The sequence below is a fragment of the Ruminococcoides intestinihominis genome, assembly GCF_040096285.1.
Lineage (GTDB): Bacteria > Bacillota > Clostridia > Oscillospirales > Acutalibacteraceae > Ruminococcoides > Ruminococcoides intestinihominis.
Genome location: NZ_JBBMEY010000001.1, coordinates 78,408 through 102,542 on the forward strand (window position 1 = coordinate 78,408; position 24,135 = coordinate 102,542).

19 protein-coding genes and 1 other RNA gene are annotated in these 24,135 nt (G+C 33.2%); 3 read left to right on the forward strand and 17 right to left on the reverse strand.

From position 1 onward, the window contains the following. Positions 1-38: 38 nt before the first annotated feature. The 6 genes from WMO18_RS00425 to rnpB form a co-directional block, all read right to left on the reverse strand. Positions 39-395 carry an MmcQ/YjbR family DNA-binding protein gene (locus WMO18_RS00425; RefSeq protein WP_211148243.1) on the reverse strand — a complete coding sequence of 119 codons (357 nt, stop codon included), beginning with the start codon at positions 393-395 and terminating at the stop codon, positions 39-41. A 7-nt stretch (positions 396-402) separates the two neighbouring features. Continuing rightward, a complete protein-coding gene (locus tag WMO18_RS00430) occupies positions 403-1,656 on the reverse strand; it encodes a methionine gamma-lyase family protein (protein WP_211148242.1) in 1,254 nt (417 codons plus the stop codon). Next, positions 1,653-2,402, reverse strand: a complete 750-nt coding sequence (locus tag WMO18_RS00435) for a GNAT family N-acetyltransferase (protein ID WP_211148241.1) — start codon at positions 2,400-2,402, stop codon at positions 1,653-1,655. Before WMO18_RS00435 ends, WMO18_RS00430 begins: the two co-directional genes overlap by 4 nt. Continuing rightward, positions 2,399-3,787 (reverse strand): UDP-N-acetylmuramoyl-L-alanine--D-glutamate ligase, encoded by a 1,389-nt coding sequence (gene murD, locus WMO18_RS00440; protein WP_022506383.1) that lies wholly within the window; start codon positions 3,785-3,787, stop codon positions 2,399-2,401. Before murD ends, WMO18_RS00435 begins: the two co-directional genes overlap by 4 nt. Before the next feature lie 115 nt (positions 3,788-3,902). After that, positions 3,903-4,148 (reverse strand): helix-turn-helix domain-containing protein, encoded by a 246-nt coding sequence (locus WMO18_RS00445; protein ID WP_022506382.1) that lies wholly within the window; start codon positions 4,146-4,148, stop codon positions 3,903-3,905. A 294-nt stretch (positions 4,149-4,442) separates the two neighbouring features. Further along, positions 4,443-4,785, reverse strand: an RNA gene (gene rnpB / locus WMO18_RS00450) — RNase P RNA component class A. Positions 4,786-4,884: 99 nt separating this feature from the next. On the opposite strand from rnpB, the gene WMO18_RS00455 reads away from it, so the two are divergent. Next, on the forward strand, positions 4,885-6,057 hold the full coding sequence (locus tag WMO18_RS00455) for an NAD(P)-dependent malic enzyme (RefSeq protein WP_211148240.1): 1,173 nt from the start codon (positions 4,885-4,887) through the stop codon (positions 6,055-6,057). Between the two features lie 63 nt (positions 6,058-6,120). On the opposite strand, the gene WMO18_RS00460 is transcribed toward WMO18_RS00455, so the two are convergent. After that, positions 6,121-7,410, reverse strand: a complete 1,290-nt coding sequence (locus WMO18_RS00460; protein ID WP_367286219.1) for a CCA tRNA nucleotidyltransferase — start codon at positions 7,408-7,410, stop codon at positions 6,121-6,123. Positions 7,411-7,566: 156 nt separating this feature from the next. Then, positions 7,567-9,876 carry an HAD-IC family P-type ATPase gene (locus WMO18_RS00465; RefSeq protein WP_367286220.1) on the reverse strand — a complete coding sequence of 770 codons (2,310 nt, stop codon included), beginning with the start codon at positions 9,874-9,876 and terminating at the stop codon, positions 7,567-7,569. Between the two features lie 158 nt (positions 9,877-10,034). On the opposite strand from WMO18_RS00465, the gene WMO18_RS00470 reads away from it, so the two are divergent. Both WMO18_RS00470 and spo0A read left to right on the forward strand, forming a co-directional pair. After that, complete coding sequence (locus tag WMO18_RS00470; protein WP_329979873.1) at positions 10,035-11,030, forward strand: SpoIVB peptidase S55 domain-containing protein; 996 nt, start codon at positions 10,035-10,037, stop codon at positions 11,028-11,030. 171 nt (positions 11,031-11,201) lie between these two features. Then, a complete protein-coding gene (gene spo0A / locus WMO18_RS00475; protein WP_022506312.1) occupies positions 11,202-11,966 on the forward strand; it encodes a sporulation transcription factor Spo0A in 765 nt (254 codons plus the stop codon). A gap of 87 nt (positions 11,967-12,053) precedes the next feature. On the opposite strand, the gene hisI is transcribed toward spo0A, so the two are convergent. The 9 genes from hisI to WMO18_RS00520 are packed head-to-tail and all read right to left on the reverse strand — an operon-like array spanning position 12,054 to position 24,131. Beyond that, a complete protein-coding gene (gene hisI / locus WMO18_RS00480; RefSeq protein ID WP_211147761.1) occupies positions 12,054-12,374 on the reverse strand; it encodes a phosphoribosyl-AMP cyclohydrolase in 321 nt (106 codons plus the stop codon). A gap of 2 nt (positions 12,375-12,376) precedes the next feature. Beyond that, positions 12,377-13,093, reverse strand: coding sequence for a 1-(5-phosphoribosyl)-5-[(5-phosphoribosylamino)methylideneamino]imidazole-4-carboxamide isomerase (gene hisA / locus WMO18_RS00485; protein WP_211147760.1), 717 nt, complete (start codon positions 13,091-13,093; stop codon positions 12,377-12,379). Further along, on the reverse strand, positions 13,093-13,725 hold the full coding sequence (hisG, locus tag WMO18_RS00490) for an ATP phosphoribosyltransferase (protein WP_211147759.1): 633 nt from the start codon (positions 13,723-13,725) through the stop codon (positions 13,093-13,095). The genes hisA and hisG overlap by 1 nt, the downstream gene beginning before the upstream one ends. A 1-nt stretch (position 13,726) precedes the next feature. Continuing rightward, positions 13,727-14,899 (reverse strand): ATP phosphoribosyltransferase regulatory subunit, encoded by a 1,173-nt coding sequence (gene hisZ / locus WMO18_RS00495; RefSeq protein ID WP_211147758.1) that lies wholly within the window; start codon positions 14,897-14,899, stop codon positions 13,727-13,729. A gap of 60 nt (positions 14,900-14,959) precedes the next feature. After that, on the reverse strand, positions 14,960-16,177 hold the full coding sequence (locus WMO18_RS00500) for an AI-2E family transporter (RefSeq protein WP_211147757.1): 1,218 nt from the start codon (positions 16,175-16,177) through the stop codon (positions 14,960-14,962). A 10-nt stretch (positions 16,178-16,187) separates the two neighbouring features. Continuing rightward, on the reverse strand, positions 16,188-20,546 hold the full coding sequence (locus tag WMO18_RS00505; RefSeq protein WP_211147756.1) for a PolC-type DNA polymerase III: 4,359 nt from the start codon (positions 20,544-20,546) through the stop codon (positions 16,188-16,190). Between the two features lie 17 nt (positions 20,547-20,563). After that, positions 20,564-21,607, reverse strand: a complete 1,044-nt coding sequence (ispG, locus tag WMO18_RS00510) for a flavodoxin-dependent (E)-4-hydroxy-3-methylbut-2-enyl-diphosphate synthase (RefSeq protein ID WP_211147755.1) — start codon at positions 21,605-21,607, stop codon at positions 20,564-20,566. Between the two features lie 4 nt (positions 21,608-21,611). Next, entirely contained in the window at positions 21,612-22,982 is a 1,371-nt protein-coding gene (gene rseP / locus WMO18_RS00515; RefSeq protein WP_248004687.1) for an RIP metalloprotease RseP, read from the reverse strand. Then, positions 22,983-24,131: a 1-deoxy-D-xylulose-5-phosphate reductoisomerase gene (locus WMO18_RS00520; RefSeq protein ID WP_211147754.1), complete on the reverse strand. Its 1,149-nt coding sequence runs from the start codon at positions 24,129-24,131 to the stop codon at positions 22,983-22,985. Positions 24,132-24,135 lie beyond the last annotated feature (4 nt).

Sequence of the window (24,135 nt, forward strand, 5' to 3'; positions counted from 1 at the left end):
AGTCCTTAACAAATTGATTGTTAAGGACTTTTTTCTGCTTATTTTACTGTTAAATCGTAGCTAATATCAATTAAAGAAAGTATTTTTTCATCATCAACAGAACCATCAAGGCATATTGTTATCCAATGTTCCTTATTCATATGGTATGCAGGATAAAAACCTTTTTCTTCTAAAAGTGAACCCAGCATTATTGGGTCGCACTTAATATTAACTATATCTACTATTCTATCGGAATATTCACCTAATCTATTCTTAGGGATTTTCATTAATAAAGCAAACCATTTGTTATTGTTACTATGCCTGAATACAGTAGAAACATTATCATTTTTAAATGGTTTATCAGGTTCTTCACTAAATATTTCTGTAATAGATTTAACTAAACTTTCAAAATTCATATTCATATTACTTAGTTTTCTTTAAAATTTTATTTGCTGCAATAAGCACACCTGTCTTACCACAATGGAAGTTAAATGAACCTTGCATCCATACTGCAAAAGGTTCTCTAAGTGGTGCATCAGCAGAAAGCTCAATACTTGAACCTAAAGTAAAAGTACCGGCAGCCATAATAACCTTGCTATCATATCCCGGTAAATCATCCGGTACAGGTGTTACATAGCTATCAACCGGTGAACCGGCTTGAATACCCTCACAAAAGGCAATAAGGTTTTCTTCATTTTCAAGAAGAATAGCTTGTACAATATCTCCTCTTTTTTCATTCATTGTTGGAGATACACCGTAACCCATTAGAGTAAATAGTGTACTTGCAAAAACAGCAGTTTTCATAGCTTCACCTGTAATATGTGGTGAGTTAAATGCACCTAGGAACATTTCTCTCTTTGTGCTGATTGTAGCACCAAGTTCTCTACCTGTACCCGGTGTTGTAAGTCTGTAACTACAAATTTCAACTAAATCTTTTCTACCGGCAATATAACCACCTGTTGGAGCAATACCACCACCGGCATTCTTAATTAAAGAACCTGCCATAATATCTGCACCAACTTGAGTTGGTTCTAGTTCTTCAACAAATTCACCATAACAGTTATCAACCATAACAATAGTTTCAGGTGACTCTCTCTTAACTATTTCTGCAATTTTCTTAATATCAGCAATAGTTAATGCTCTTCTTAGAGAATAACCTCTTGAACGCTGAATATAAGCCATTTTAGGCTTTGACTTTAGCTTTTCAACTAAAGCATCATAATCAACTTCATTATCCTTTAATGGTACTTCATCATAATGAATATCAAAGTCCTTTAATGAGCCTGAGTAATTACCCTCAATACCGATTACACTTCTGATTGTATCATAAGGAATACCTACAACAGAAAGCATAGTATCTCCGGGTCTTAGCATACCAAATAAAGCAACTGTTAATGCGTGAGTACCTGACTGAAAACTTTGTCTTACTATTGCATCTTCTGCACCAAAAGCAGTGGCATATACTTCATCAAGAACTTCTCTACCTCTATCGCTATAGCCATAACCTGTACTATCGGCAAAGTGACTTTCTGACACACCACAAGTTTGGAATGCCTTTAGCATTTTGTTCTGGTTATATTCTTGTATTCTCTCTATTTCTTGGAACTGAGTTTTGCACTGTTCCATTGCTTTTTCAGATAGTTCTAGAATTTTACTATCTAAATCAAAAAAATTCATCTATGTATTTCCTTCCATTTTCCTATTATATTAAAACCCATTTTGGTATAACATTCTTTTAAATCATCTTCACAAAATAAATATAAGTTGTCTTCTTTTACATTATTTAAAAGGCTTTTTGCATAATCATTATTTCTATACTGAGGTAATGTTGCAATTGGTGAAATTATTTTACTGTATTCATCACCTGTTATTATTGCACAAGAAACTATTTTATCTTCTAGCTCAAGTGAATAAATTTTACTGCAATTTACTCTAACTTTGGAATGTAAATCAGTTGCAAAATACCCATAATCAGCAATTTTTACAACAGTTGAATTGCAGTTATTAAAGAAGTTAAAAACACCTTTATATTCATTAACGGTAGTAAAAATGCAGTTATTTTCTTTTACATTGTTATTAATAAATTCTCTTTTCATAATTAAGCCTGTTTCTGACATAGAAAAATTAAAATTCAGAGAATATTTTTCATTAAACAAAAGATGAGAAAACCCTAACACATTGAGAAATTCTTCAATTTCCTGTATGTTAGAATTTTCTGTTAAAAATAAAATAAACTGATTATCTAACCTTGAAATCAGCGAAACATAATCTTCATTAAAAGACTGATACCATATATCAAGAAAGTCACAGTTAAGCCCATAAGATTTATACAATACATTTATTCTGGTGAAAAATACATCCTTATCTTTTAGCTTAGCTGTAACATTCTTATATTTTGTGTCATCAGACAGATATTTTATCATTTCAATTCTTTAACAAGGTTCTTGAAGTGAATACCTCTCTCCATAAAGTTCTTGTACAAATCAAAACTTGCACTTGCTGGAGATAGAGAAACAATATCACCCTTAACTGCAACTTCAGAAGCTTTTTTAACTGCCTCTTCCATATTAGATACACGATAAATTACAGGGTTACCCTCACTATAGCTAGGTGCCTTCTTAGTTGAAGTTTCAATTTTATCAGCAGTATTGCCCATTAAGATAAGAATTTTAACCTTCTTACAAATAACTTCACCTAGTTCATCATAGTTAAGGTTTTTGTCATAACCACCGGCAATAATAATAATCTTTTCATCATATAGAGAAAGTGTACCTGATGCAGTTCTTGTAGGACTGGATGCAATAGAATCGTTGTAGTACTTAACACCATTAAATTCTCTTACAAATTCTGCTCTATGTTCTACACCTTGGAATGTTTTTGCTACTTTAACAATAGTATCAACATCAACAATACCCCATACAGCTGAGATAGCAGCCATATAGTTCTCTACATTGTGCATACCCGGAATGAAAATATCTTTAATGTCAATAATTTCTGTTTCTTTACCGTAATCAGAATAAACTATCTTGTTATCCTTTAGATATGCACCGTTAGTAACAGTATTTCTTCTACTAAACTTAACTAGTTGACCACGAACTTCACTTGAGAATGAATTTGAAATTTCATTATCAAGGTTAAGAACAGTCTTTGAGAAAGCATTTTGATGAAGAAGAATATTCTTCTTGGCATCAACATATTCTTGCATATCCTTATGTATATCAAGGTGATTTGGTGAAACATTTGTTACAATAGCAATTTCAGGACTTTCTTTCATTGAGATTAGTTGGAATGAAGAAAGTTCAACAACTGCATAATCATCCTTAGTAATACTTTCAATTTCAGGTAAAAGTGGCTTACCGATATTTCCACCTAAAAATACCTTTTTACCGGCAGCTTTTAGAAATTCTGAAACAATAGAAGTTGTAGTTGTCTTACCGTCAGAACCTGTAACTGCTATAATATGACAGTCGGCAAGTTCAAAGAAAAGTTCCATTTCTGAAGTTACAACAACACCACGACTACGCATTTCAACAAGTTCATCCATATAGTACTTCATACCGGGTGTTCTAAACACTATATCAACATCAAGATTCTTTAGGTAATTATCACCTAAAGAAAGTTTAACACCAAGTTCTTCTGCTTTCTTAGCATTATCTCCTAGGTCCTCAAAATTTCTTCTATCACAAGCAGTAACATCAATGCCCTTGTTTACGAACATTTCCATAACAGGAAAGTTACTGATACCAAGTCCACAAAATGCTACTTTCTTATCCTTTATACTTTCAAAAAAGTTATCAATTTTTGTCATAAGGTTCAACCTCCTAAATACATACTATATTATTATACCAAATGTAAAGAAAATTTCAATTATTTTATGCAAATAACGCAAAAAAACGGTGACAAAGTCACCGTTCTAATTAAAATTATTCTCTGCCAAGAAGTGAGTCAACAGAAGTTTCCAAAATATCTGCTAATGCAACAAGTTCAATATCTGTTACATAACGGATTTGACCTTCCAGCTTAGAAAGACCTGATGCATTCATATCAACGCCATTAACCTGCAACTGTGCAAGAAGTTCCTTTTGCTTCATTCCCTTCTTTTTTCTTGCAGATTCAACACGAGCACCAATTAGGTTTCTGTCGCCTAAGTTTTGTTTTCTTAGCCTCATAATATTCTCCCCATTTACATAATTATTTTTCTTTAAAGTAATTCTTTTGAATAATTCTAATAAATAATTCTTTTAAAATATTCTTTTAAAAAATTCTTTAAATTCATTATGAACATATTATAATACTATAAAAGAAAAAAAACAAGACCTTTTTGTAAATAAATTTAAAAAATTGATACTTTTTATCGAATTATATTACACGATAGTGATATTTTGTAATATTTTTGTAATTTTCTTATAAAAAATTATTTAAAAGAAATATAAATAGCAAAAAAATAAGGGTCATAATGACCCTTAGCAACCAAATCTATAAGCCGAGTTCTGTCGTGAATAGCCATCTATCTTGGCAGTGTGTTGCCACAACTGCTCAACGCCACCTCCTCGGGACTGCCGAGCATGCATTATGTCCCTCCACGGTGTTGCTCCAAATAGGGTTTACACGGCTAATATGTCTCCATATTACCGGTGAGCTCTTACCTCGCCTTTCCATCCTTACCACATAAGTGGCGGTAATTTTCTGTTGCACTATCCCTAGGGTCACCCCCGGCGGCTGTTAGCCGTTATCATTGCTCTATGGAGCTCGGACTTTCCTCGGATAGTCGCTTTCGCTTCTAACCGTAGCTATTCAATCTAGTTGCTACTATATTTTAATAGAAAAATAATATTTTGTCAAACATATTGAATGAATTTATAATAAGTTGTATAATATAATAAGATTTTAATGGAGGATTACAATATGGATATTAGACAAGAATCTTTACAAAAGCATTATGAATGGAATGGCAAAATCGAAGTTGTTTCCAGAGTTAAGGTTAATAGTAGCAAAGATTTGTCACTGGCTTACACTCCCGGTGTTGCTGAACCTTGCCTTGAAATTAATAAGGACTACAACAAGTCATTTGAACTAACAAGAAGAAACAACCTTGTTGCAGTAGTTACTGATGGTTCTGCTATCTTAGGTCTAGGTGACATTGGTCCTGAGGCCGGTATGCCTGTTATGGAAGGTAAATGTGCATTATTCAAGGAATTTGCTGATGTTGATGCTTTTCCTATTTGTGTTAGAACTAAAGATGTTGATGAATTTGTAAATACAGTTTATCTTATCAGTGGTAGCTTTGGTGGAATTAACCTTGAAGATATTGCAGCACCTAGATGCTTTGAAATTGAAAAGAAGTTAAAAGAAAAATGTGACATTCCGGTATTCCATGATGACCAACATGGTACTGCTATTATTGTTGCAGCCGGTTTACTTAACGCACTAAAGGTAGTTAATAAAAATATTGAAGATGTACAGGTTGTAATTAACGGTGCAGGTTCTGCCGGTATTGCTATTTGTAAGCATCTGCTAAACATTGGTTTTAAGAATGTTACAATGTGTGATATTAACGGTATTCTTTGTGAAGATGATGATACTCTTAAGGATGCACATAAGGAAATTGCAAAGGCTACTAACAGAAGTAAAAAGACAGGTAACCTAGCTGATGCAATGAAAAATGCTGATGTATTTATCGGTGTAAGTGCTCCTAACATTGTTTCTGAAGAAATGGTGAAGAGTATGGCTAATGACCCTATTATCTTCTCTATGGCTAACCCTACACCTGAAATTATGCCTGATAAGGCTAAGAATGCCGGTGCTGCTGTAGTTGGTACAGGTAGAAGTGACTTCCCTAATCAGATTAACAATGTACTTGCTTTCCCAGGTATCTTTAGAGGTGCTTTGGATTGTAGAGCAAAGGAAATCAATGAAGAAATGAAAGTTGCTGCATCTTATGCAATTGCAAACTTAATTTCTGATGATGAACTAAATGCTGAGTATATTCTACCGGAAGCATTTGATAAGAGAATCGGTAAGGCTGTTGCTGAAGCAGTTATTAAAGCTGCTAATGAAACAGGTGTAAGTCAGATTTAATTATCTGTTACAATATAAAATAGGCAAAAATTTAGGAGATGCTAATGCATCTCCTTTTTTTATTTATATTACATTTTTTCTGACATATTGAAGTAAAGTTTCTTTATCGTTAATTAAAGTATTTTCAATAACTTTATTAAGCAAAAGATTAAGTGTATCCCCTATTATTTTGCCTTTTGACATTCCACAACCCATAAGGTCCGAGCCATTGACTTTAAGATACTTTAAGCTAAAACATTCGTCATTATCCATAATATCACGAAAGATACTATTAACTTTATCCAGTTTATCAATCTTTTCTTGTTGATGGTATGATGACTGAGAAAGTACATCAGCCATTTGAATTTTCATAAGCATTGAAAAATTATCTGAACCGATATTTTTTAATACTTTTTTAATTATAATTCTGTCAGGCTGAATTCTTAAATCGTGAATTGAAATTAAATTAACCACAGTTTCAGTAAAATCTTTTGGGTAACGAAGTCTTTCCAAAATTATCTTTGCAATACCTGCACCGGTTTTTTCGTGACCTCTAAAATGAGAAACACCATTTTCATCTTTATTTTCTGACATAGGTTTACCTATATCATGAAGTAACATTGTCATTCTTAAGATTGGGTCGTTGTCAATATGCTTAACGCAAGAAACTGTGTGTTTCCATAAAGTTTTGTTATGGTGTGGTGTGTTTTGTTCATAATGAAACATTGTAGAAATTTCAGGAATGATAACTGCAAATACATCTTTAAATCTTCTGAGAATATAACTACAATTTTCACCACACAAAGTTTTTACAAGTTCTGTTGCAATTCTTTCTTTAGAAATATTATTTAATAGTTCTTTATTCTTTGCAATTGCGTTATATGTATTAAATTCTACTGAAAAGTTATAAGTTGATGCAAACCTTAATGCTCTTAAAATTCTTAATGCATCTTCCTTAAATCTTTTATCCGGTTCACCAACACATCTAATAGCCTTATACTTTAAATCTTCTTGACCGTTGAAATAGTCAATTACACCTTCACTTGGGTTATATGCCATAGCATTTACTGTAAAATCTCTTCTTGCTAAGTCTTCTTTTAGTGAAGTGGTGAACTCTACATTCTTAGGATGACGGTTATCTTCATAATCTCCATCAATTCTATAGGTTGTGATTTCATAAACTTCATAATCAATAATTACTGCAACTGTGCCATGCTTTATTCCGGCATCAATAATTTTGTAATCTTTGAATATTGAAATAATTTCATCCGGTTTTGCATTTGTGGTTAAGTCATAATCCTTAGGTGTTAAACCAAGTATCATATCCCTTACACAACCACCTACTGTATAACATTGAAAACCATTTGACTCCATTTTTGAAATTATATTTAAAACATTTTTAGGTAAAGTAAAATTCATATATATCATCTCAATTATTTTTATATTTATTATACCACATTAATTATGTATAAAAAAGTTAAATTTAAGTCAAAAATAGCACAACTTCATGTTGTGCTATCTAGTTATATTTTAATTTTTGTCAACTATCTTTTTCTTAATAGCAGTTGTAATGAGAGTAAGAATAATAAATACTATTATTGTAAAAGCAAATGAACATAATAAAAACATAGAAGAATTATGATTTAGTGGTACTGTACCTAAAATTTTGCCACCAAACAAGAAACCTAAAACTAAGCAAACAAAAATAAATATTGATAAAGAAAGTCTTAGTTTATTAAACGGTAAAGAAATCTTCACTACTAGTGCAAACAATGCAAAAGCAGTTACCATAATACAGACAGTTTCCAGAGTTTGAGTATTAAATCCAAGTTGATAACCTAAAGTCATAACCAATATAGAATTTAGAGTAACCGTTAAACCTGCCGGTATTGCACCACAGATAATGTTAATGAAGAAGTTTCCTGTAATTCTGTTATTGTTATATTCCATAGCTAATATAAATGATGGAATACCGATGGTAAGTCCTCCGACAAATGAAAGTTGAATTGATTGGAATGGATAGGACATACCAAAAATAATAACTAAAACAGAAAGTAAAATTGAAAAAATATTTTTAACTAAAAACAGTGATGAACTTCTTTGGATATTCTGAATTGTTCTTCTACCCTCAGTAACAATATATGGCATTGATGAAAAGTCATTATCAGCAAGTACAATTTGTGATACACACTTAGCAGCCTCACTACCTGATGCCATCGCTACCGAACAATCAGCTTTTTTTAAAGCTAATACATCATTTACTCCATCACCTGTCATAGCTACTGAATGACCATTATCGTGTATTGATGAAATCAGCTTTTCTTTTTGTTGAGGAGTTACTCTACCAAAAATTGTATATTCTTCTGATGCTTTTTTAATATCTTCATCAGTTTTTAAAGTGCTACAGTCAATAGCTTTATCGTAGTTATCAATATTAAAAGTTTTGGCAATATTCACAATAGTATTTACTGAGTCACCTGAAATAATCTTAATATTAACTCCTTGTTTTTTGAAATACTTTAAGGTTTCTTTTGCATTTTCACGAAGTTTATCTCTCAATAAAACATTACAAATAGGTGTTCTTGTATCACCCTTAATCATTACAAATGTTAGAACTCTGTAGTTATTTTCATATTTCTTAATATCGGTTAAAATATCATTTTCATCATCATTAAGGATAAATTCACCTGCACCACAGAGAATCTTCCTATCACTAAAAGTAACAGAAGAACATTTCTTTTCAGAAGAAAAGGCTTCTACTGAAACTGCTTTTTCGTAATGGTAACCATCAATTTTATCCCTAACTGCATTCATTGTACTGTTGTAGTCAATGCTATTATTTGCAAAATCAGAAAGAATATTTAGCACATCATCATAAGTATAGTCACTTAGGGGAATAATATCCTCAACAATCATTTCATCACAAGTCAGTGTACCTGTTTTGTCAAGACAAAGAGTATCTACTCTTGCAAGTGTTTCAATACAATAAAGGTCTTGAACAAGAACATTTTTCTTAGAAAGTCTTATAACAGAAACAGCAAGAACTGTACTTGTCAAAAGTACAAGTCCCTCAGGAATCATACCTATAAGTGCTGCTACCGTTTTAACAACTGCATCTTCCAATGAAACATTTAAGAATAATAACTGATGTAAAAACAGTATTGTACCCAATGGAACTAAAATACAAGTTACTACTTTAATAATTTTTTTAATAGTTCTGAAAATTTCAGAATTATTTTCTTTATAATACTTAGCAGAATTATTTAGCTTTGCAGCATAATTATCGTCACCTACTGCAACAACCTTTGAGATACATTGTCCTGAGTTGATAAAGCTACCGGACATTAGCTTGTCCCCAACTTTTTTTCTGATTAATTCACTTTCACCGGTAAGCATACTTTCATTTACAAAGCACTCACCGTCAACAACAACACAGTCAGTTGGAATTTGATTACCTCTGCTCAATGAAAGCAAATCATCAAGAACAATATCTTCATTATTAATATCTATTGTATCACCATTTCTGATAACCTTTGAATTGTTACCGGAAATAATAGACAGTTTATCAACTGCTTTTTTGCTACGAATTTCTTGCACAATACCGATTATTGTATTGAAAAATACAACACCGATAAAAAGCATATTCTTGTATGAACCAACAAGAAAAACTGCTAAAGCAAGAACAACATTCAACAAGTTAAATAATGTACAAATATTTTTAAATAAAATATTTCCTAAGGTTTTTTCCGGTTTTGAGGTATCAACATTAACCTTACCCTCTGAAACTCTCTTGTCAACTTCTTGGGTAGTTAAACCTGTAAAAATTTTTTCTTCACTCATATAGCACCCATTAAATAAAAAATTTGGAACTTCTGTACTGAAAATCAGCACTAAAAAAATAATACTACCAAAATAATATTTTATCAATACTATTTCCAAACTATTATACTATAAAACAAGAAAAAATAATAGTATGACATATAAATAAAGGTGAGGTTATGAAAAAAGTTATTTCATTTATAATAGCTATTGTGGCTATATTAGGAGTATATAATACTATAAATCCATCAAATGCTATTGTGACAAGTAGTGACTTAAAAAATAAAACAGTACAAATCGGTGGACAACCTTTTGGAATTAAATTTTATTCAGAGGGTGCTTTAGTAACCAAAGTAAGAGAAAATTCTCCTGCTGATAAGGCCGGTATGAGGGTTAATGATATTATAATAGGTATTAATAATGAAAAAGTTAAGGATAATGAAGTTGTAAGGAATAAAATTGAAGAATATAAAAATCAAACTATTAAGTTTACTATTAACAGAGATTATGAAATTATTGACTTAAACATTAAACCTGAAAATCACAATGGTAATTATACAGTAGGTATTTGGATAAAAGACAGTTGTGCCGGTATAGGAACTATAACTTATTATGATACAAACAATAATACTTTTGCTTGTTTAGGTCACGGAATTTGTGACAAAGAATCAACTAACCTACTACCTATGGCTGAGGGTGATATTTGTCCTGCAATTATTCAAAGTGTTGACAAAGCTAAGAGTGGTTATGCCGGTGGACTTAACGGATATTTCTTAGATGATGAAATCGGTAAGGCTTATTATAATTCAGAATATGGGCTGTTCTGTAATAAAGAAATAGAAACTTCCTACAAAGAATATAAAGTTGCTACTAAGGAAGAAGTTAAAAAAGGAACTGCTTATATTTACACAACTGTTGAGGGTTCTAACCCTAAATTCTACAAAGTATATATTAAACCGGAATGTCACTTCTTCTTTGACAAAATGAAAGAAATTACAATTGAAGTTACAGACAAAGAGTTACTGAAAAAAACAGGTGGCATTGTACAGGGTATGAGTGGTTCACCTATAATACAAGATGGTAAACTTATTGGTGCAGTTACCCATGTATTTGTCAATAATCCTGAAAAAGGTTACGGAATTCTTGCTGAAACAATGATAGATGAGTCAAAATAAAAAATTGTAGAAACGGCATATTATTGGGGTATTTTGTAATATAGTGGGTAGTGGTGACACAATATGTTGAGATTTAAATTAATTTTTTGGAAAAAATTTAAGTGTAAACCCTTGATATATTTGCCATAATATGGTATGATTATCTCAACAAATTAACAAGGGAGAATTTTCATGGAGAATAAAATCAAACTACTTCTCACAGAAGAACCAAATGAATTTGATGAGGAAACACTCCGTTTTCTCAACAGTAAGAACTTTTCAGTTCACTACTCTGCTAAAGATGGTGAAGAACTACTAAACAAAATTAACGAGATACACCCTGATGTGGTACTGTTCGACTTGTTCCTAACAAGACTAGATGGAATAAGCGTTATGCGTCACATTAGAAATGAAAGCAACTGTTCCCCACTTTTCATTGCATTTTCTAACTATAGAAGTGCTTTGCTTGAACAAGAGGCTATGAACAATGGTGCATCTTACTTTGTGCTAAAGCCTTACAACATTAACGACCTTACTGAAAACATTACTATGTTAATGAACACAAAGAACATTATGAACAACCAAGGTTATCAAAGCAATCTTAACATTGAAGTAAAGGTTACTGAGATTCTTCACCAAATCGGCGTACCTGCACATATTAAGGGTTATCACTACCTAAGAGATTCAATACTTATGTCTATTGAAAAGCCTGAAATCATCAATGCCGTTACTAAGGAACTGTATCCATCAGTTGCACTAAAGTATGAAACGACTTCCAGTAGAGTTGAAAGGGCTATTAGACATGCAATTGAAGTTGCTTGGGACAGAGGTGATGTGGATGTGCTTAACTCCTACTTTGGATATACTATCCACAACTCAAGAGGTAAGCCAACTAACAGTGAATTTATTGCTATGATTAGTGATAAATTAAGACTACAACTAAAGAATGCAAGTTAAAAAATTATGGGTACTGATTTTCAGTACCCATTTTTTATGAGAAAAAAACTGCTCTCTAAATTAATAGAAAGCAGTTTTGTAATTAAATCAATAAATTTTCTTAAAGAAACAACTGTGGTTACCTGTATGACAAGCAGCACCTGTTTGTTCTACTGTTACTAATAAAGTATCATCATCACAATCGGAATAAATTTCAACAACCTTTTGAAGATGGCCTGATGTTGCACCTTTATTCCATAGTTCCTGACGACTTCTACTCCAAAACCAAGTATAGCCTGTTTCAAGTGTTTTAGCCATAGATTCCTTGTTCATCCAAGCAACCATAAGGACTTCACCTGTAGATTTCTCTTGAATTATTGCCGGAATTAAATCTGACTTAACAAAATATTTATCTAAGTTATTTTCCATAATTAACCTCTTGTTAGTTTAATAGCCTTTGGTAAATTAAGTGTACCTTCATAAATTGACTTACCACAAATTGCACCAAAAATATTAAGACTCATCAAGTCCTTAATATCTGTTAAATCTGATATACCACCACTTGCTACAATGTCAGCACTTACAGAATTACTTAGCACTTCAAGCTGAACAAGGTTAGGACCTGTTAGCATACCGTCACGGTTAATATCGGTAAAGATAAACTTTTCTACACCAACATCTTCCATTCTCTTGGCAAGTTCTGTGTAGTAAATATCGCTACCGTCAATCCAACCCTCTGACTTTACCATACCGTCCATTGCATCAATACCAACAATAATTTTGTCGCCAAAATTCCTAACTGCATCAATAACAATCTGAGGGTTCTTAACTGCAACTGAACCAAGTACAACTTGGTTGACACCGTTATTTAGGTAATATTCAATAGACTTAATATCACGAATACCACCACCAACATCAACAAGCATACCACAGGACTTTGCAATATCACAAATTAATTCGGCGTTTTGCATTTTACCGTCTTTTGCACCATCAAGATCAACCATATGTAGGTATCTTGCACCGGCATCTTTAAATGACTTAGCAGTAATATATGGGTTTTCAGCAACTTTTTTAACTGTATTGTAGTCACCCTTTTGTAGGCGAACACAGTTACCGTCTTTAATATCAATAGCAGGAATAATATACATTAAGCATCAATCTCCTTTCTTATTAAATCAACAAGTTCTTCAATTTGTTTTTTGTGTAGTTTTAGACTTGCAACATTAGCAATTAATCTTGCTGAGATTGGACAAACATCTTCAACAACTTCAAGTCCGTTTTCTTTTAAAGTTGAACCTGTTTCAACAATATCCACAATTGCATCACTTAAACCGATAAGTGGACCAAGTTCAACAGAACCTTCAATTTTGATTACACGAACATCCATATTTTTTTCTTCAAAGAATGATCTTGTAACATTAGGATACTTAGTAGCAATTGTTAATGCTTTGTATCCACCATAAAGGTCTTTACCCTTTTGTGTTGCTACTGCAAACTTACATCTACCAAAACCTAGGTCAAGTAGTTCATAGAAACAATGACCGTTTTCAAGAATTGTATCTTTGCCAACAACACCAAGGTCACAAACTCCATTTTCAACATATGTAATAACATCGGCTGCTTTAGCTAGGACAACTTCGATTTCGCCGTTACCAATTGGAAGGATGAGCTTTCTGCCCTTGTTGATAACTGCATCACAGTTGTAACCTATCTTTTGAAATAATTTAATTGTATCTTTTTCAAGTCTGCCTTTTGTTAAGGCTATTCTTAATGGCTGCATATCATTCACCTACAACTAGTAGTTCCTTTACTCTGGTTTTGTCTGCATACTGTTTAGCTTCTTCAATTGTTTCAAATACGCTAAACACTGCATTTTTGCCCTGATTAACAAGTTCTTTTGTTTTTTCAATAGCTGTGATTTCAAAGCCATCTTTTGCACAAACAAGAATTTCCGGAATAGGAGCTTCGTCTTTGTTGCTATCTTTTAACTTAATTTCAACAAGGTCATCTACATTAACTGCAAAACCGGCAGCACCTGTAGGGAAATCAAAGTTTTCCATTAGTTTGTCGTATCTACCACCTGAAATAACTTCATCACCGATACCGTTTACAAAAGCTGTAAAAACAATACCACTGTAGTAGTTAGTCTGTTGAACAATACCAAGGTCTATAATAATCTTGTCACCAAGGTTAAGTTTTGATAAATCTTCAAATATTTCTTTTAGGTAGTTTAATGCTTTAACTGCCTTTTCATCATTACATAGATTTAAGGCTTCATCAATTACTTCAACACCACCAAATAGTCTTGGTAACTTTCTGATAGCTTCAACATCCGAACTTTTAGGAAGTTTATCAAGGATAGTATTTAGGGCTGAATAATTCTTGCTTTCAATACTTACTCGAATAGCTTCAGCAGTTTCAGCAGATACGTTTAGTCTTTCTACTAATGCGTTAAATACATCAGCGTGACCGATTTCAATACGGAAATCATCAACATTAGCTGACAGACAGTCAATAGCAGTTGTTAAAATTTCAAGGTCTGCCCTCTTACCTGTTGCACCGATAAGTTCAACACCCATCTGCATAATTTCGTTACTTCTACCACGCAAAGTAGGATTGTTACGATAAACGGACTGACCGTAATAAAGTCTTAGAGGTAAATCGTAATTCTTTAGACGAGTTGCTGCCATTCTTGCAATAGGTAATGTTGAATCGGGACGCATAACCATTAGTCTGCCTTTATTATCAGTTGTCTTAAACATTGCTTCTTGTGGATAACCTGAGTCCTCCAAAGAAAACAAATCATAAAATTCAATACAAGGAGTATCTACCTTTGAATAGCCCCTATTTACAAAACAATTCTTAATCTTTTCCTGTACATCGCAAGAGGTGATACATTCTTCAAACAAATAGTCCTTTGTACCCTCCGGTGTAATCATTAAATTCTTTCTCATAAATTACCTCGCACTTTAGTGTGCTAATATGTTAACACAGTAAAGAAATTTTGTCAACCTTTAATTTTCTTTAACCTTCTCAGCTTTTTCGACTTTATCTAAAGGTTCTTTGGAAATATATTCTTTATTTCTAAGAAGTTTCTTGTTTACATCTTTGCCAAGTAGGTTATAAATTACAACGAAAGCAGGAATACCCATTAGCATACCGGCTACACCGAATAAACCACTACCTACAATAACACTGAATAAAATCCAGAAACCTGAAATACCGATTTTGTCACCGATAACCTTAGGACCAATAACATTACCGTCAAGCTGCTGTAAAAGAACAATAATAATTACAAACCAGAAACATTCTGTTGGGTTAATCATTAGTAGAATAAAGCCACTAGGAATTGCACCAAGGAATGGTCCAAAGAATGGAATAACATTTGTAATACCAACTACAACTGCAATCAGTAAAGCGTAATCAAAGTTGAATACAAGTAAAATAATATAGCAAAGTACACCGATAATTAAAGAGTCAATTACACGACCGATAATAAAGTTACCACATACTTCATTTGACATATGAGTTACTTTGAAAATCTTGTTTTGCCATTTCTTAGGAGCATAAGCCATAGTAAGTTTCTTTACTTGACCACACATAAGTTCCTTTGATGATAGGAAATAAATTGATGCAACAATACCGATAATCCAGTTATATACACCATAAGAAACAACTTTTGCAGTAGAAAGGATTTCAGGGAAAATACTGCTTAACAGTGACTTAACAGTATCAAGAATATTACCACCTGAGAACATCTTTGTAAACTTGTTAATAAAGTCAACAAGACCGTTATCCATTTGTAGTGATAAACCGAATGTTGCGTTTGCCCAATCTATAAATTGTGCAGCCAACTGTTCAAACTGTTTACCATAGTTAATAATATTTTTAGATAACTCTGCAAAGCTATCTACCAAGCTAGGTATAATAATAACCATTAAGAAAGCTATTACAGAAATGGCTATTACATAGGTAGTTATAATAGCAAGTGGTTTTCGCATTACTTTACATTTTTCATGTTTCTTGCCTATGCCTTTATAGGCTTTTTCGTAAAAGAAGTTATATGGGAACTTTAATATATAAGCAATAATAAAGCCATACATAAATGGTGTTAATACAGTAAAAATTGTAGAAATAATACTTACTACTTTGTTAAAATTCATAATCAAAAAGCAGAATAAAGCTGCAACTGCTATTAGAATTATACCTCTTTTTAGTCGTTTATCTTTCATATATTCCTCCTTAGAACAAAGACATTTGTGAACTTTCAGGTAAATTGTTTAGACAACCTACATTTTTAAGTGTTTCAATAACTGCTCTGGAAACTTTAGTTTTAATAATCATTTCTTCTATTGAAAGATACTTATTTTTCTTGCCACATTCAGCAAGAGAAATTGCAGCAGCTTCACCTATACCTGAAAGTGACATAAACGGTAGTCTAATCTTGCCATCTTCTATAATAAATTTCTTAGCTTCGGATTTGTAAATATCAACAGGTAGGCACTCAATGCCTCTTGCTAACATTTCGTTTATAATTTCCAAAGTAGAAAATTCTGTTTGTTCTTTAGCAGATGCTTCATTACCCTTTTGCTTGATAATCTTCATCTTCTCTTTAACTGCATCTCTGCCTTTCATTACAGTTGCCCCATCAAAATCTTCACCACGAACTGTAAAGTAAGCAGCATAATATGCAAGTGGCTTATGCACTTTATACCAACCATAACGCAAAGTAGAAATCATATAAGCAGCAGCATGAGCCTTAGGAAACATATACTTGATTTTCATACAAGAATCAATGTACCATTCCGGAACATTGTGACTACGCATAGCCTCAAAATGTTCTTCTGTAAGTAACTTTGTGGCATTACCTTTACGGACAATTTCCATAATCTTAAATGCCATACCAGGTTCAAGACCTTTGTGCATTAAGTAGGTCATAATACTGTCACGAGTACCGATAACTTCTGAAATTGTACAAGTACCGTTTTTGATAAGTTCTTGAGCATTACCTAGCCATACATCAGTACCATGGGATAGACCTGCAATCTGCATAAGATCGGCAAAGCAAGTTGGTTTTGCATCAATCATCATCTGTCTTGTAAAGTTAGTACCACATTCAGGTAAGCTAAGAGTACCTGTTTGACAATCAATATCTTCAGGTGTAACACCTAGTGCTTTTGGTGAAGTAAACAATGAATAAACATCAGGATCTGACATTGATACTTCCATAACGGGAATACCTGTAAATTCTTCTAAGTAATGATAAACTGTAGGAGAATCATGACCAAGTTCATCAAGTTTACAAATTGTATCATGGATAGAATGGAAGTCGAAGTGAGTAGTAACATTATCAGACTTCATATCATTTGCAGGATGTTGTACCGGACAGAAATCATAAATTTCTTTACCCTTAGGAACAACAACCATACCACCGGGATGCTGACCTGTGGTTCTTCTAATACCTGTACAACCACTAGCAAGTCTTAGTTCTTCGGTTTTGCTATAGACTCTACCCTTTTCTTCTTCATATTTCTTTACATAACCAATAGCAGTTTTATCGGCAACTGTTGCTATTGTACCGGCTTTAAACACATTATCGTGACCGAAAAGTTCTTCCGTATATCTATGGGATTTACTCTGATACTCACCACTAAAGTTAAGGTCAATATCAGGAACTTTGTCGCCCTTAAATCCTAGGAAAGTTTCAAATGGAATTTCGTGACCGTCTCTATCCATCGGTGTACCACACTCAGGACAATCCTTTGGTGGCAAGTCAAAGCCTGAACCATAACTACCGTCAGTAATAAATTCACTGTGCTTACATTTACTACATACATAGTGAGGAGCAAGTGGATTAACTTCTGAAATACCTGACATTGTAGCAACAAAGGAACTACCAACAGAACCTCTTGAGCCTACCAAATAACCATGAGCTTCACTATCTGCAACAAGCTTTTGTGCAGTCATATATAGAACAGAGAAACCGTATGTGTTGATAGAATTAAGTTCCTTATCAAGTCTTGCTTTTACTATTTCTGGCAATGGATCACCGTACTTTTCCTTTGCTCTTTTCCAAGTAATTGAGTTAAGTTGTTCCTCAGCACCTTCAATAAATGGTGGGAAGTTTCCCGGTGGGATTGGTCGTACATAATCACACATATCAGCAATAGCATTTGTATTTTTAACTACAATTTCATATGCTTTTTCTTCACCAAGATAATCAAATTCCTTTAGCATTTCTTTAGTTGTTCTAAAGTATAGTGGTGCTTGTTGGTCTGCATCTGCAAAGCCTTTTGATGCTTGTAAAATCTTACGATAATCCTTATCATGAGGGTCTAGGAAGTGAACATCACAAGTAGCAACAACAGGAAGATTAAGTTCTTCACCAAGTCTTACAACAGTTCTGTTATACTTGATTAAATCTTCTCTGGTAGCACTACCGTTTCTAATCATAAATTCATTGTTGCCTAAAGGCTGAATTTCTAGATAATCATAGAATGATGCAATATCCTTAAGTTCTGCCCAAGGTTTACCGGAAGTAATTGCTCTGAAAAGCTGACCGGCTTCACAAGCAGAACCGATAATTAAGCCTTCTCTATGCTTAATAAGTTCAGACTTAGGAATTCTAGGCTTCCTATAAAAATACTTTAAATGAGCATAAGAAATAAGTTTATACAAGTTCTTTAAACCAACCTGGTTTTTAACAAGAATAATCTGATGATAAGCAGGTAGTTTCTTTTGGTCTGCACCGTTAAGGTGGGTATTAATATCTATAGTTGACTTAACTGCATAGTCGTCCATTAGTCTATCGCATAGACTAATGAAAATTCTTGATAGAATTTCAGCATCATCAGTTGCTCTATGGTGATTAAAGTTACCTAGTCTTAAATATTTAGCAACTGTATCCAGTTTGCAATTCTTAATATCCGGTAAAATTGAACGACAAATTGCAACTGTATCAATAGAAGTTAGGTTGTATTCTACACCCATTCTATCGCAAACTACTCTAATAAATGATGTATCAAATGGTGCATTATGGGCAACTACAACAGCACCATCTACAAATTCTAGGAAGTCTTTTACTGCTTCTACATCAAGTGGTGCATCCTTAACCATACCATCATTGATACCTGTAAGTTCAACAATCTTTTCAGGAATTGGCTTTTCAGGATTAACAAAAGTTTCAAATGTATCTACTACAACACCATTTTTAATTTTTACTGCACCGATTTCTGTAATCTTCTCTTTTTGTGCAGAAAGTCCTGTAGTTTCTATATCGAAACAAACAAATGTACCATCAAGACTTTCATCCTGAGCACCTTTAACTGCTGAAACAAAGTCATCAACAAAATAGGCTTCGCAGCCATAAATAACTTTGATTTTGTTTTCGTCTTTATTAATTCTTTCAGCTGTATTCATAGCTTCAGGGAATGCCTGTGCTACACCATGGTCAGTAATAGCAACTGCTTTGTGTCCCCATTTATATGCACGATTAACAATATCACTTGCAGAAGAAATACCATCCATATCGGACATATTGGTATGCATATGTAGTTCTACACGCTTTTCGTCAGCGTTGTCTTTTACATCAATTTTTTCAGTAAAACCAATAGAACGAGCATTTAGTACAAGTTCACCGGCATATCTATCATTTTCAATATCACCATCGGCAATAATTGTTTGGCCTTTCTTAATTTGGTCAAGGACTTTTGTAGAGGCTATATCACCGAAAACTTTTACATTTACAGAACCTGAATAGTCAGTACATAGAATATTGAAAATATTTTTATCTCCGGAACGAGTAACCTTCTTTTCAACACTAAATACATCACCCCATACTGTGATTTTACCTGTATCATAGGCAATATCACTCATTGGTGAAGGTGCTTTCTTGATAGTTCTACCGTAAAGTGGTCTGCACTTTTGTAAGTTAACTTGAGGATAAAGGAACTTACCCTCTCTAACTTCTACAAAGCCTTCTTTGTTCTGTAGTCTTTCCTCTGCATTTTCTTCAAGGCGTTTTTCTTCAATAGCATAAGTTTGAACTACTTGTTGAACTTCTTGTCTTACTGTTGTTTGCTCTACAGTTTTCTGTTCTTCAATATAAGATTCATTTTCAGCATCCATTTCAAGGACACCATCAACATTTACTTTTATTAGCAAACCAAATCTCTCTTGTACAAGGTTCTGCAACTCATGGTTAAAATTCTTTGCCTTTAGTAATGCACCACCACCATGCTTGATAGTAATGTTAAGCAAATTGTTTTCAAAAGTTACTTCACAATCTTTGAATGTACCGTTAAGAGTTGGAATTCTGTTTCTCAACTCATTAAGTAACTCATCAAAACAATCAGCAGAAAATAGTGATGAATTAAACTTTGGTGTAATAATTACCTTGCTTAGTGCAAGTTTAGAATTCATCAATTCACTGTTTAGGCTAGAAAGTTCTGTATCACTAAAAAGCCTATCACAATGAATTATGAAAGACAAAGTTCTTGTACCTTTATTTATTCTTAAATTTTCCACTTGAGAATGTACTAGGCTTTGGTCTAGTACATTCTCACATATGTAGTCTGAAAAAATTTCTTTAACTGAACTCATTTATACTTCTCTATTTCTTACAATTTATCAATTTCTTCTACTAATCTATCAAGTAGTTGGTCTTCCGGTACTTTGCAAATAATTTCACCTTTTTTGAAGATAAGTCCAACCTTATCACCACCGGCAATACCAATATCAGCTTCTCTTGCTTCTCCCGGACCGTTAACAATACAACCCATAATTGCAACTTTAATATTCTTCTTACAATCCTTAAGTCTTTCTTGTGCTTCATTTGCCAAAGCTATTAAGTCAATCTTTGTTCTGCCACAAGTAGGACAAGATACAAACTGGATGCCACCATCATACATATCAAGTGACTTTAGAATATCTTTAGCTGCATAAATTTCCTTTACAGGGTCAGCAGTAAGACTAACACGAATTGTGTCACCTATGCCTTGTACTAATAAAGCACCAATACCGGCAGCAGACTTAATAATACCCATTCTTTCAGTACCGGCCTCTGTTACACCTAGGTGAAGTGGATAATCACATTGCTGAGATGCAAGTTCATATGCTTCAACCATATTCTTAACTGAAGAACTTTTCATTGAAAGGACAATATCATTAAAGTCGAATTTTTCTAAAAGTGAGGCATGATATAGTGCTGAGTCACAAAGTGCTTGTGGTGTAGGACTTCCGTACTTTGCAAGAATTGACTTTTCAAGTGAACCTGAATTTACACCGATTCTAATAGGGATACCGTTATTTGCACAAGCATCAGCAACTGCCTTAACATTGCTATCATCACCGATATTACCCGGATTAATACGGATTTTGTCAACACCTGCTGCAACTGACTCAAGAGCAAGTTTGTAATTAAAATGAATATCAGCAACAACAGGGATTGAAATATTCTCCTTTAGTGCTGAAATAAGTTTAACTGCTTCCATATCAGGTACGGCAGCTCTAACAATATCACAACCTACTTTTTCAAGAGCTTTTGCTTGTTTTACACTATCTTCAACATTATGTGCCGGTATATTTAGCATAGATTGAATTGCAATCTTCTCTCCACCGCCAATAACAACATTACCGGCTTTTACTTTTCTTTTACTTGCCATAAAATCACCAAATTAATTTAAAAATATCATTAGCAGTAATTAAAATCATTAATAATATTAGTAGTCCCATACCAATTCCGTTAACAATTGCTTCAACTTTTCTTGGTACAGATTTACCTCTAATTGCTTCAATTATCAAGAAAACAAATCTACCACCATCAAGGGCTGGGAATGGCAACATATTAAATAAACCTAAGTTTACTGTAATAATCATCATAACATAGATTATACTATTTACAGCACTCATAAATCCTGATGATAGGCTTTCTGATGCAACAGTAGTAACTGCTGAGGCAATACCGATAGGACCTGACATATCCTTTAGTCCAAACTTACCGGTTAACAATCCACCTAAACTTGCATATATCATCTTACAAGTTGAGATAGTTTGTTTAAATGTTTGAGAAATGACTGAACCAAAAGTCTTTTCAATAGGCTTTACATAAAAGTCAATTGAAACCTGTGGGTCACTGTTATCTTTAGTTGTATAAGTAAAGAACTGTACATTCTTTAGTAGCTTTTCTTCACCGTTTCTCTCAACTAAAATATCAGCAGTGTAACGCTTACGGGTTTCTTTCTCTACAATTTTTTCAACCTTATAATCCTTGATACCACAAGCATCATTTATTTTCTTGTAATAATTTTCGTAAATAGAATAGGCATCTTCTTTACTTTTTGCCTTTACTATTTCGTTAGTTGACTTAGAAAGTAGCTCATTAACTTTACTTACTTGTTCATCACTAAGTTTATTGTTTTTATCTTGAACCAAACTAACTGCCATATTATAAAGATTGTTGCCACAGTCCTCTTTGTAAATCTCTAATGTTGAACCGTCAACAGTTTTAAGTTCAGCAGTAGAAATTGGGTAGTTAAAATCCATACTAGTGGATATTCCGTATCCGTTAATTTCCTTAATCACATCTCCTGACCGCAAACCTGTGCAAGAAGAAAATGATGTTGCAGGAAATGACTGTACTTCAGTTGAAGAATACGCATCCTGTTGTACCACTACAACAAACATCAACACAAAACCAAGAATAATATTCATAACTGCACCGGCAATTACAACTATCATTCTTTTCCAGACCTTTGCATTATTGAATGCTCTAGGTTCAGGTGACTCTTCATCTTCGCCTTCCATAGCACAAAAACCACCAATAGGAAAAATTCTCAGTGAATATTTAGTTTCACCTTTTCCAAAAGAAAAAATCTTTGGACCCATACCAAGTGAAAATTCGTTAACCTTAATTCCACTTTTCTTAGCAGTAATAAAGTGGCCGAATTCATGAATAAAAATAATTAATTCAAATAGTAATACACCAATAAGAATTAATGCAATAGTTGTTAAAACAGAAGTAATTTTAATCTCCTCCAATTACTTGACAGAATCTAATACATACTGTCGTGCAGATTTATCCGCATTTAATACATCTTCTACTCTCTTTATCTCCTGTACTTCCACATTATTTAATGCATCATACACAAGGTCACCAATTTCTAAGAATTTAATTTTGCCATCTCTAAACATCTTGTTGGCAACCTCATTTGCACCATTAGCAATAGCCGGTGCAGTTTTTCCAATTTCAATAGCCTTTTTACAAGCTCTTAAACACTTAAATGTATCATAATCCGGCTTGTAGAAAGACAAATTGGAAATCTCAGTTAAATCAAGTTCTTTAACAGGACTTTCATATCTGTTTGGATATGTAATAGCATACTGAATAGGAATTCTCATATCAGGTAATCCCAACTGTGCTATAACAGAATTATCCACAAATTCAATCATACTATGAATAATTGACTCTCTATGAACTACAACATCAATCTTATCTTGTGGCATATCAAATAGCCAACTTGCCTCAATAATTTCAAGACCTTTGTTCATCATTGATGCTGAGTCAATTGTAATCTTTGCACCCATAGACCAGTTAGGATGATTAAGTGCATCCTTAACTGTAACATCCTTTAGGTCATCAATTTTCTTTCCAAAGAACGGACCACCTGATGCAGTAAGAATTAACTTTTTAAGTTCTTTCTTTTGGTTCATACTTTGTAAACATTGGAAGATAGCTGAATGTTCACTATCTACAGGGTACATATTTACATTATTCTTCTTTAATGCATCCATTACAAGGCTACCACCTGCAACTAAAGTTTCTTTATTTGCTAAAGCAATATCCTTATGTGCATTAATTGCAGCTAAAGTCGGTGTTAAACCAACCATACCAACAACAGAATTTAGAATCATATCTGCTGAAGAAATTGTAGCTGCTTCAATAAGTCCATCAATACCCGAAAGGACTTTTGTATCAGTATCGGCAATTTTTGTTTTAAATTCTTTTGCCTTATCTTCGCAAAAAACAACAGCAAGAGAGGGTTTAAACTCTCTCACCTGTTGTTCTAAAATATCAATATTACTATATGCAGTTATAGCTGATATATTTAAGTTTAGTTTGCGAGATACATCAAGAGCCTGAGTTCCGATTGAACCTGTTGAACCCAAAATTGATATATTCTTAACCATTTTA

What these genes read in the sequence shown, in the direction of transcription:
- spo0A (WP_022506312.1), top strand. Translation starts at nt 11,202, where the DNA reads ATGGAGAATAAAATCAAACTACTTCTCACAGAAGAACCAAATGAATTT.
- WMO18_RS00520 (WP_211147754.1), bottom strand. Translation starts at nt 24,131, where the DNA reads ATGGTTAAGAATATATCAATTTTGGGTTCAACAGGTTCAATCGGAACT.
- hisI (WP_211147761.1), bottom strand. Translation starts at nt 12,374, where the DNA reads ATGGAAAATAACTTAGATAAATATTTTGTTAAGTCAGATTTAATTCCG.
- murD (WP_022506383.1), bottom strand. Translation starts at nt 3,787, where the DNA reads ATGACAAAAATTGATAACTTTTTTGAAAGTATAAAGGATAAGAAAGTA.
- WMO18_RS00505 (WP_211147756.1), bottom strand. Translation starts at nt 20,546, where the DNA reads ATGAGTTCAGTTAAAGAAATTTTTTCAGACTACATATGTGAGAATGTA.
- WMO18_RS00470 (WP_329979873.1), top strand. Translation starts at nt 10,035, where the DNA reads ATGAAAAAAGTTATTTCATTTATAATAGCTATTGTGGCTATATTAGGA.
- hisZ (WP_211147758.1), bottom strand. Translation starts at nt 14,899, where the DNA reads ATGAGAAAGAATTTAATGATTACACCGGAGGGTACAAAGGACTATTTG.
- WMO18_RS00425 (WP_211148243.1), bottom strand. Translation starts at nt 395, where the DNA reads ATGAATTTTGAAAGTTTAGTTAAATCTATTACAGAAATATTTAGTGAA.
- WMO18_RS00430 (WP_211148242.1), bottom strand. Translation starts at nt 1,656, where the DNA reads ATGAATTTTTTTGATTTAGATAGTAAAATTCTAGAACTATCTGAAAAA.
- ispG (WP_211147755.1), bottom strand. Translation starts at nt 21,607, where the DNA reads ATGGCAAGTAAAAGAAAAGTAAAAGCCGGTAATGTTGTTATTGGCGGT.
- WMO18_RS00455 (WP_211148240.1), top strand. Translation starts at nt 4,885, where the DNA reads ATGGATATTAGACAAGAATCTTTACAAAAGCATTATGAATGGAATGGC.
- hisA (WP_211147760.1), bottom strand. Translation starts at nt 13,093, where the DNA reads ATGTATATTATTCCTGCTATTGATATTAAAGACGGTAACTGTGTTCGC.
- WMO18_RS00465 (WP_367286220.1), bottom strand. Translation starts at nt 9,876, where the DNA reads ATGAGTGAAGAAAAAATTTTTACAGGTTTAACTACCCAAGAAGTTGAC.
- WMO18_RS00435 (WP_211148241.1), bottom strand. Translation starts at nt 2,402, where the DNA reads ATGATAAAATATCTGTCTGATGACACAAAATATAAGAATGTTACAGCT.
- WMO18_RS00500 (WP_211147757.1), bottom strand. Translation starts at nt 16,177, where the DNA reads ATGAAAGATAAACGACTAAAAAGAGGTATAATTCTAATAGCAGTTGCA.
- WMO18_RS00460 (WP_367286219.1), bottom strand. Translation starts at nt 7,410, where the DNA reads ATGGAGTCAAATGGTTTTCAATGTTATACAGTAGGTGGTTGTGTAAGG.
- hisG (WP_211147759.1), bottom strand. Translation starts at nt 13,725, where the DNA reads ATGCAGCCATTAAGAATAGCCTTAACAAAAGGCAGACTTGAAAAAGAT.
- WMO18_RS00445 (WP_022506382.1), bottom strand. Translation starts at nt 4,148, where the DNA reads ATGAGGCTAAGAAAACAAAACTTAGGCGACAGAAACCTAATTGGTGCT.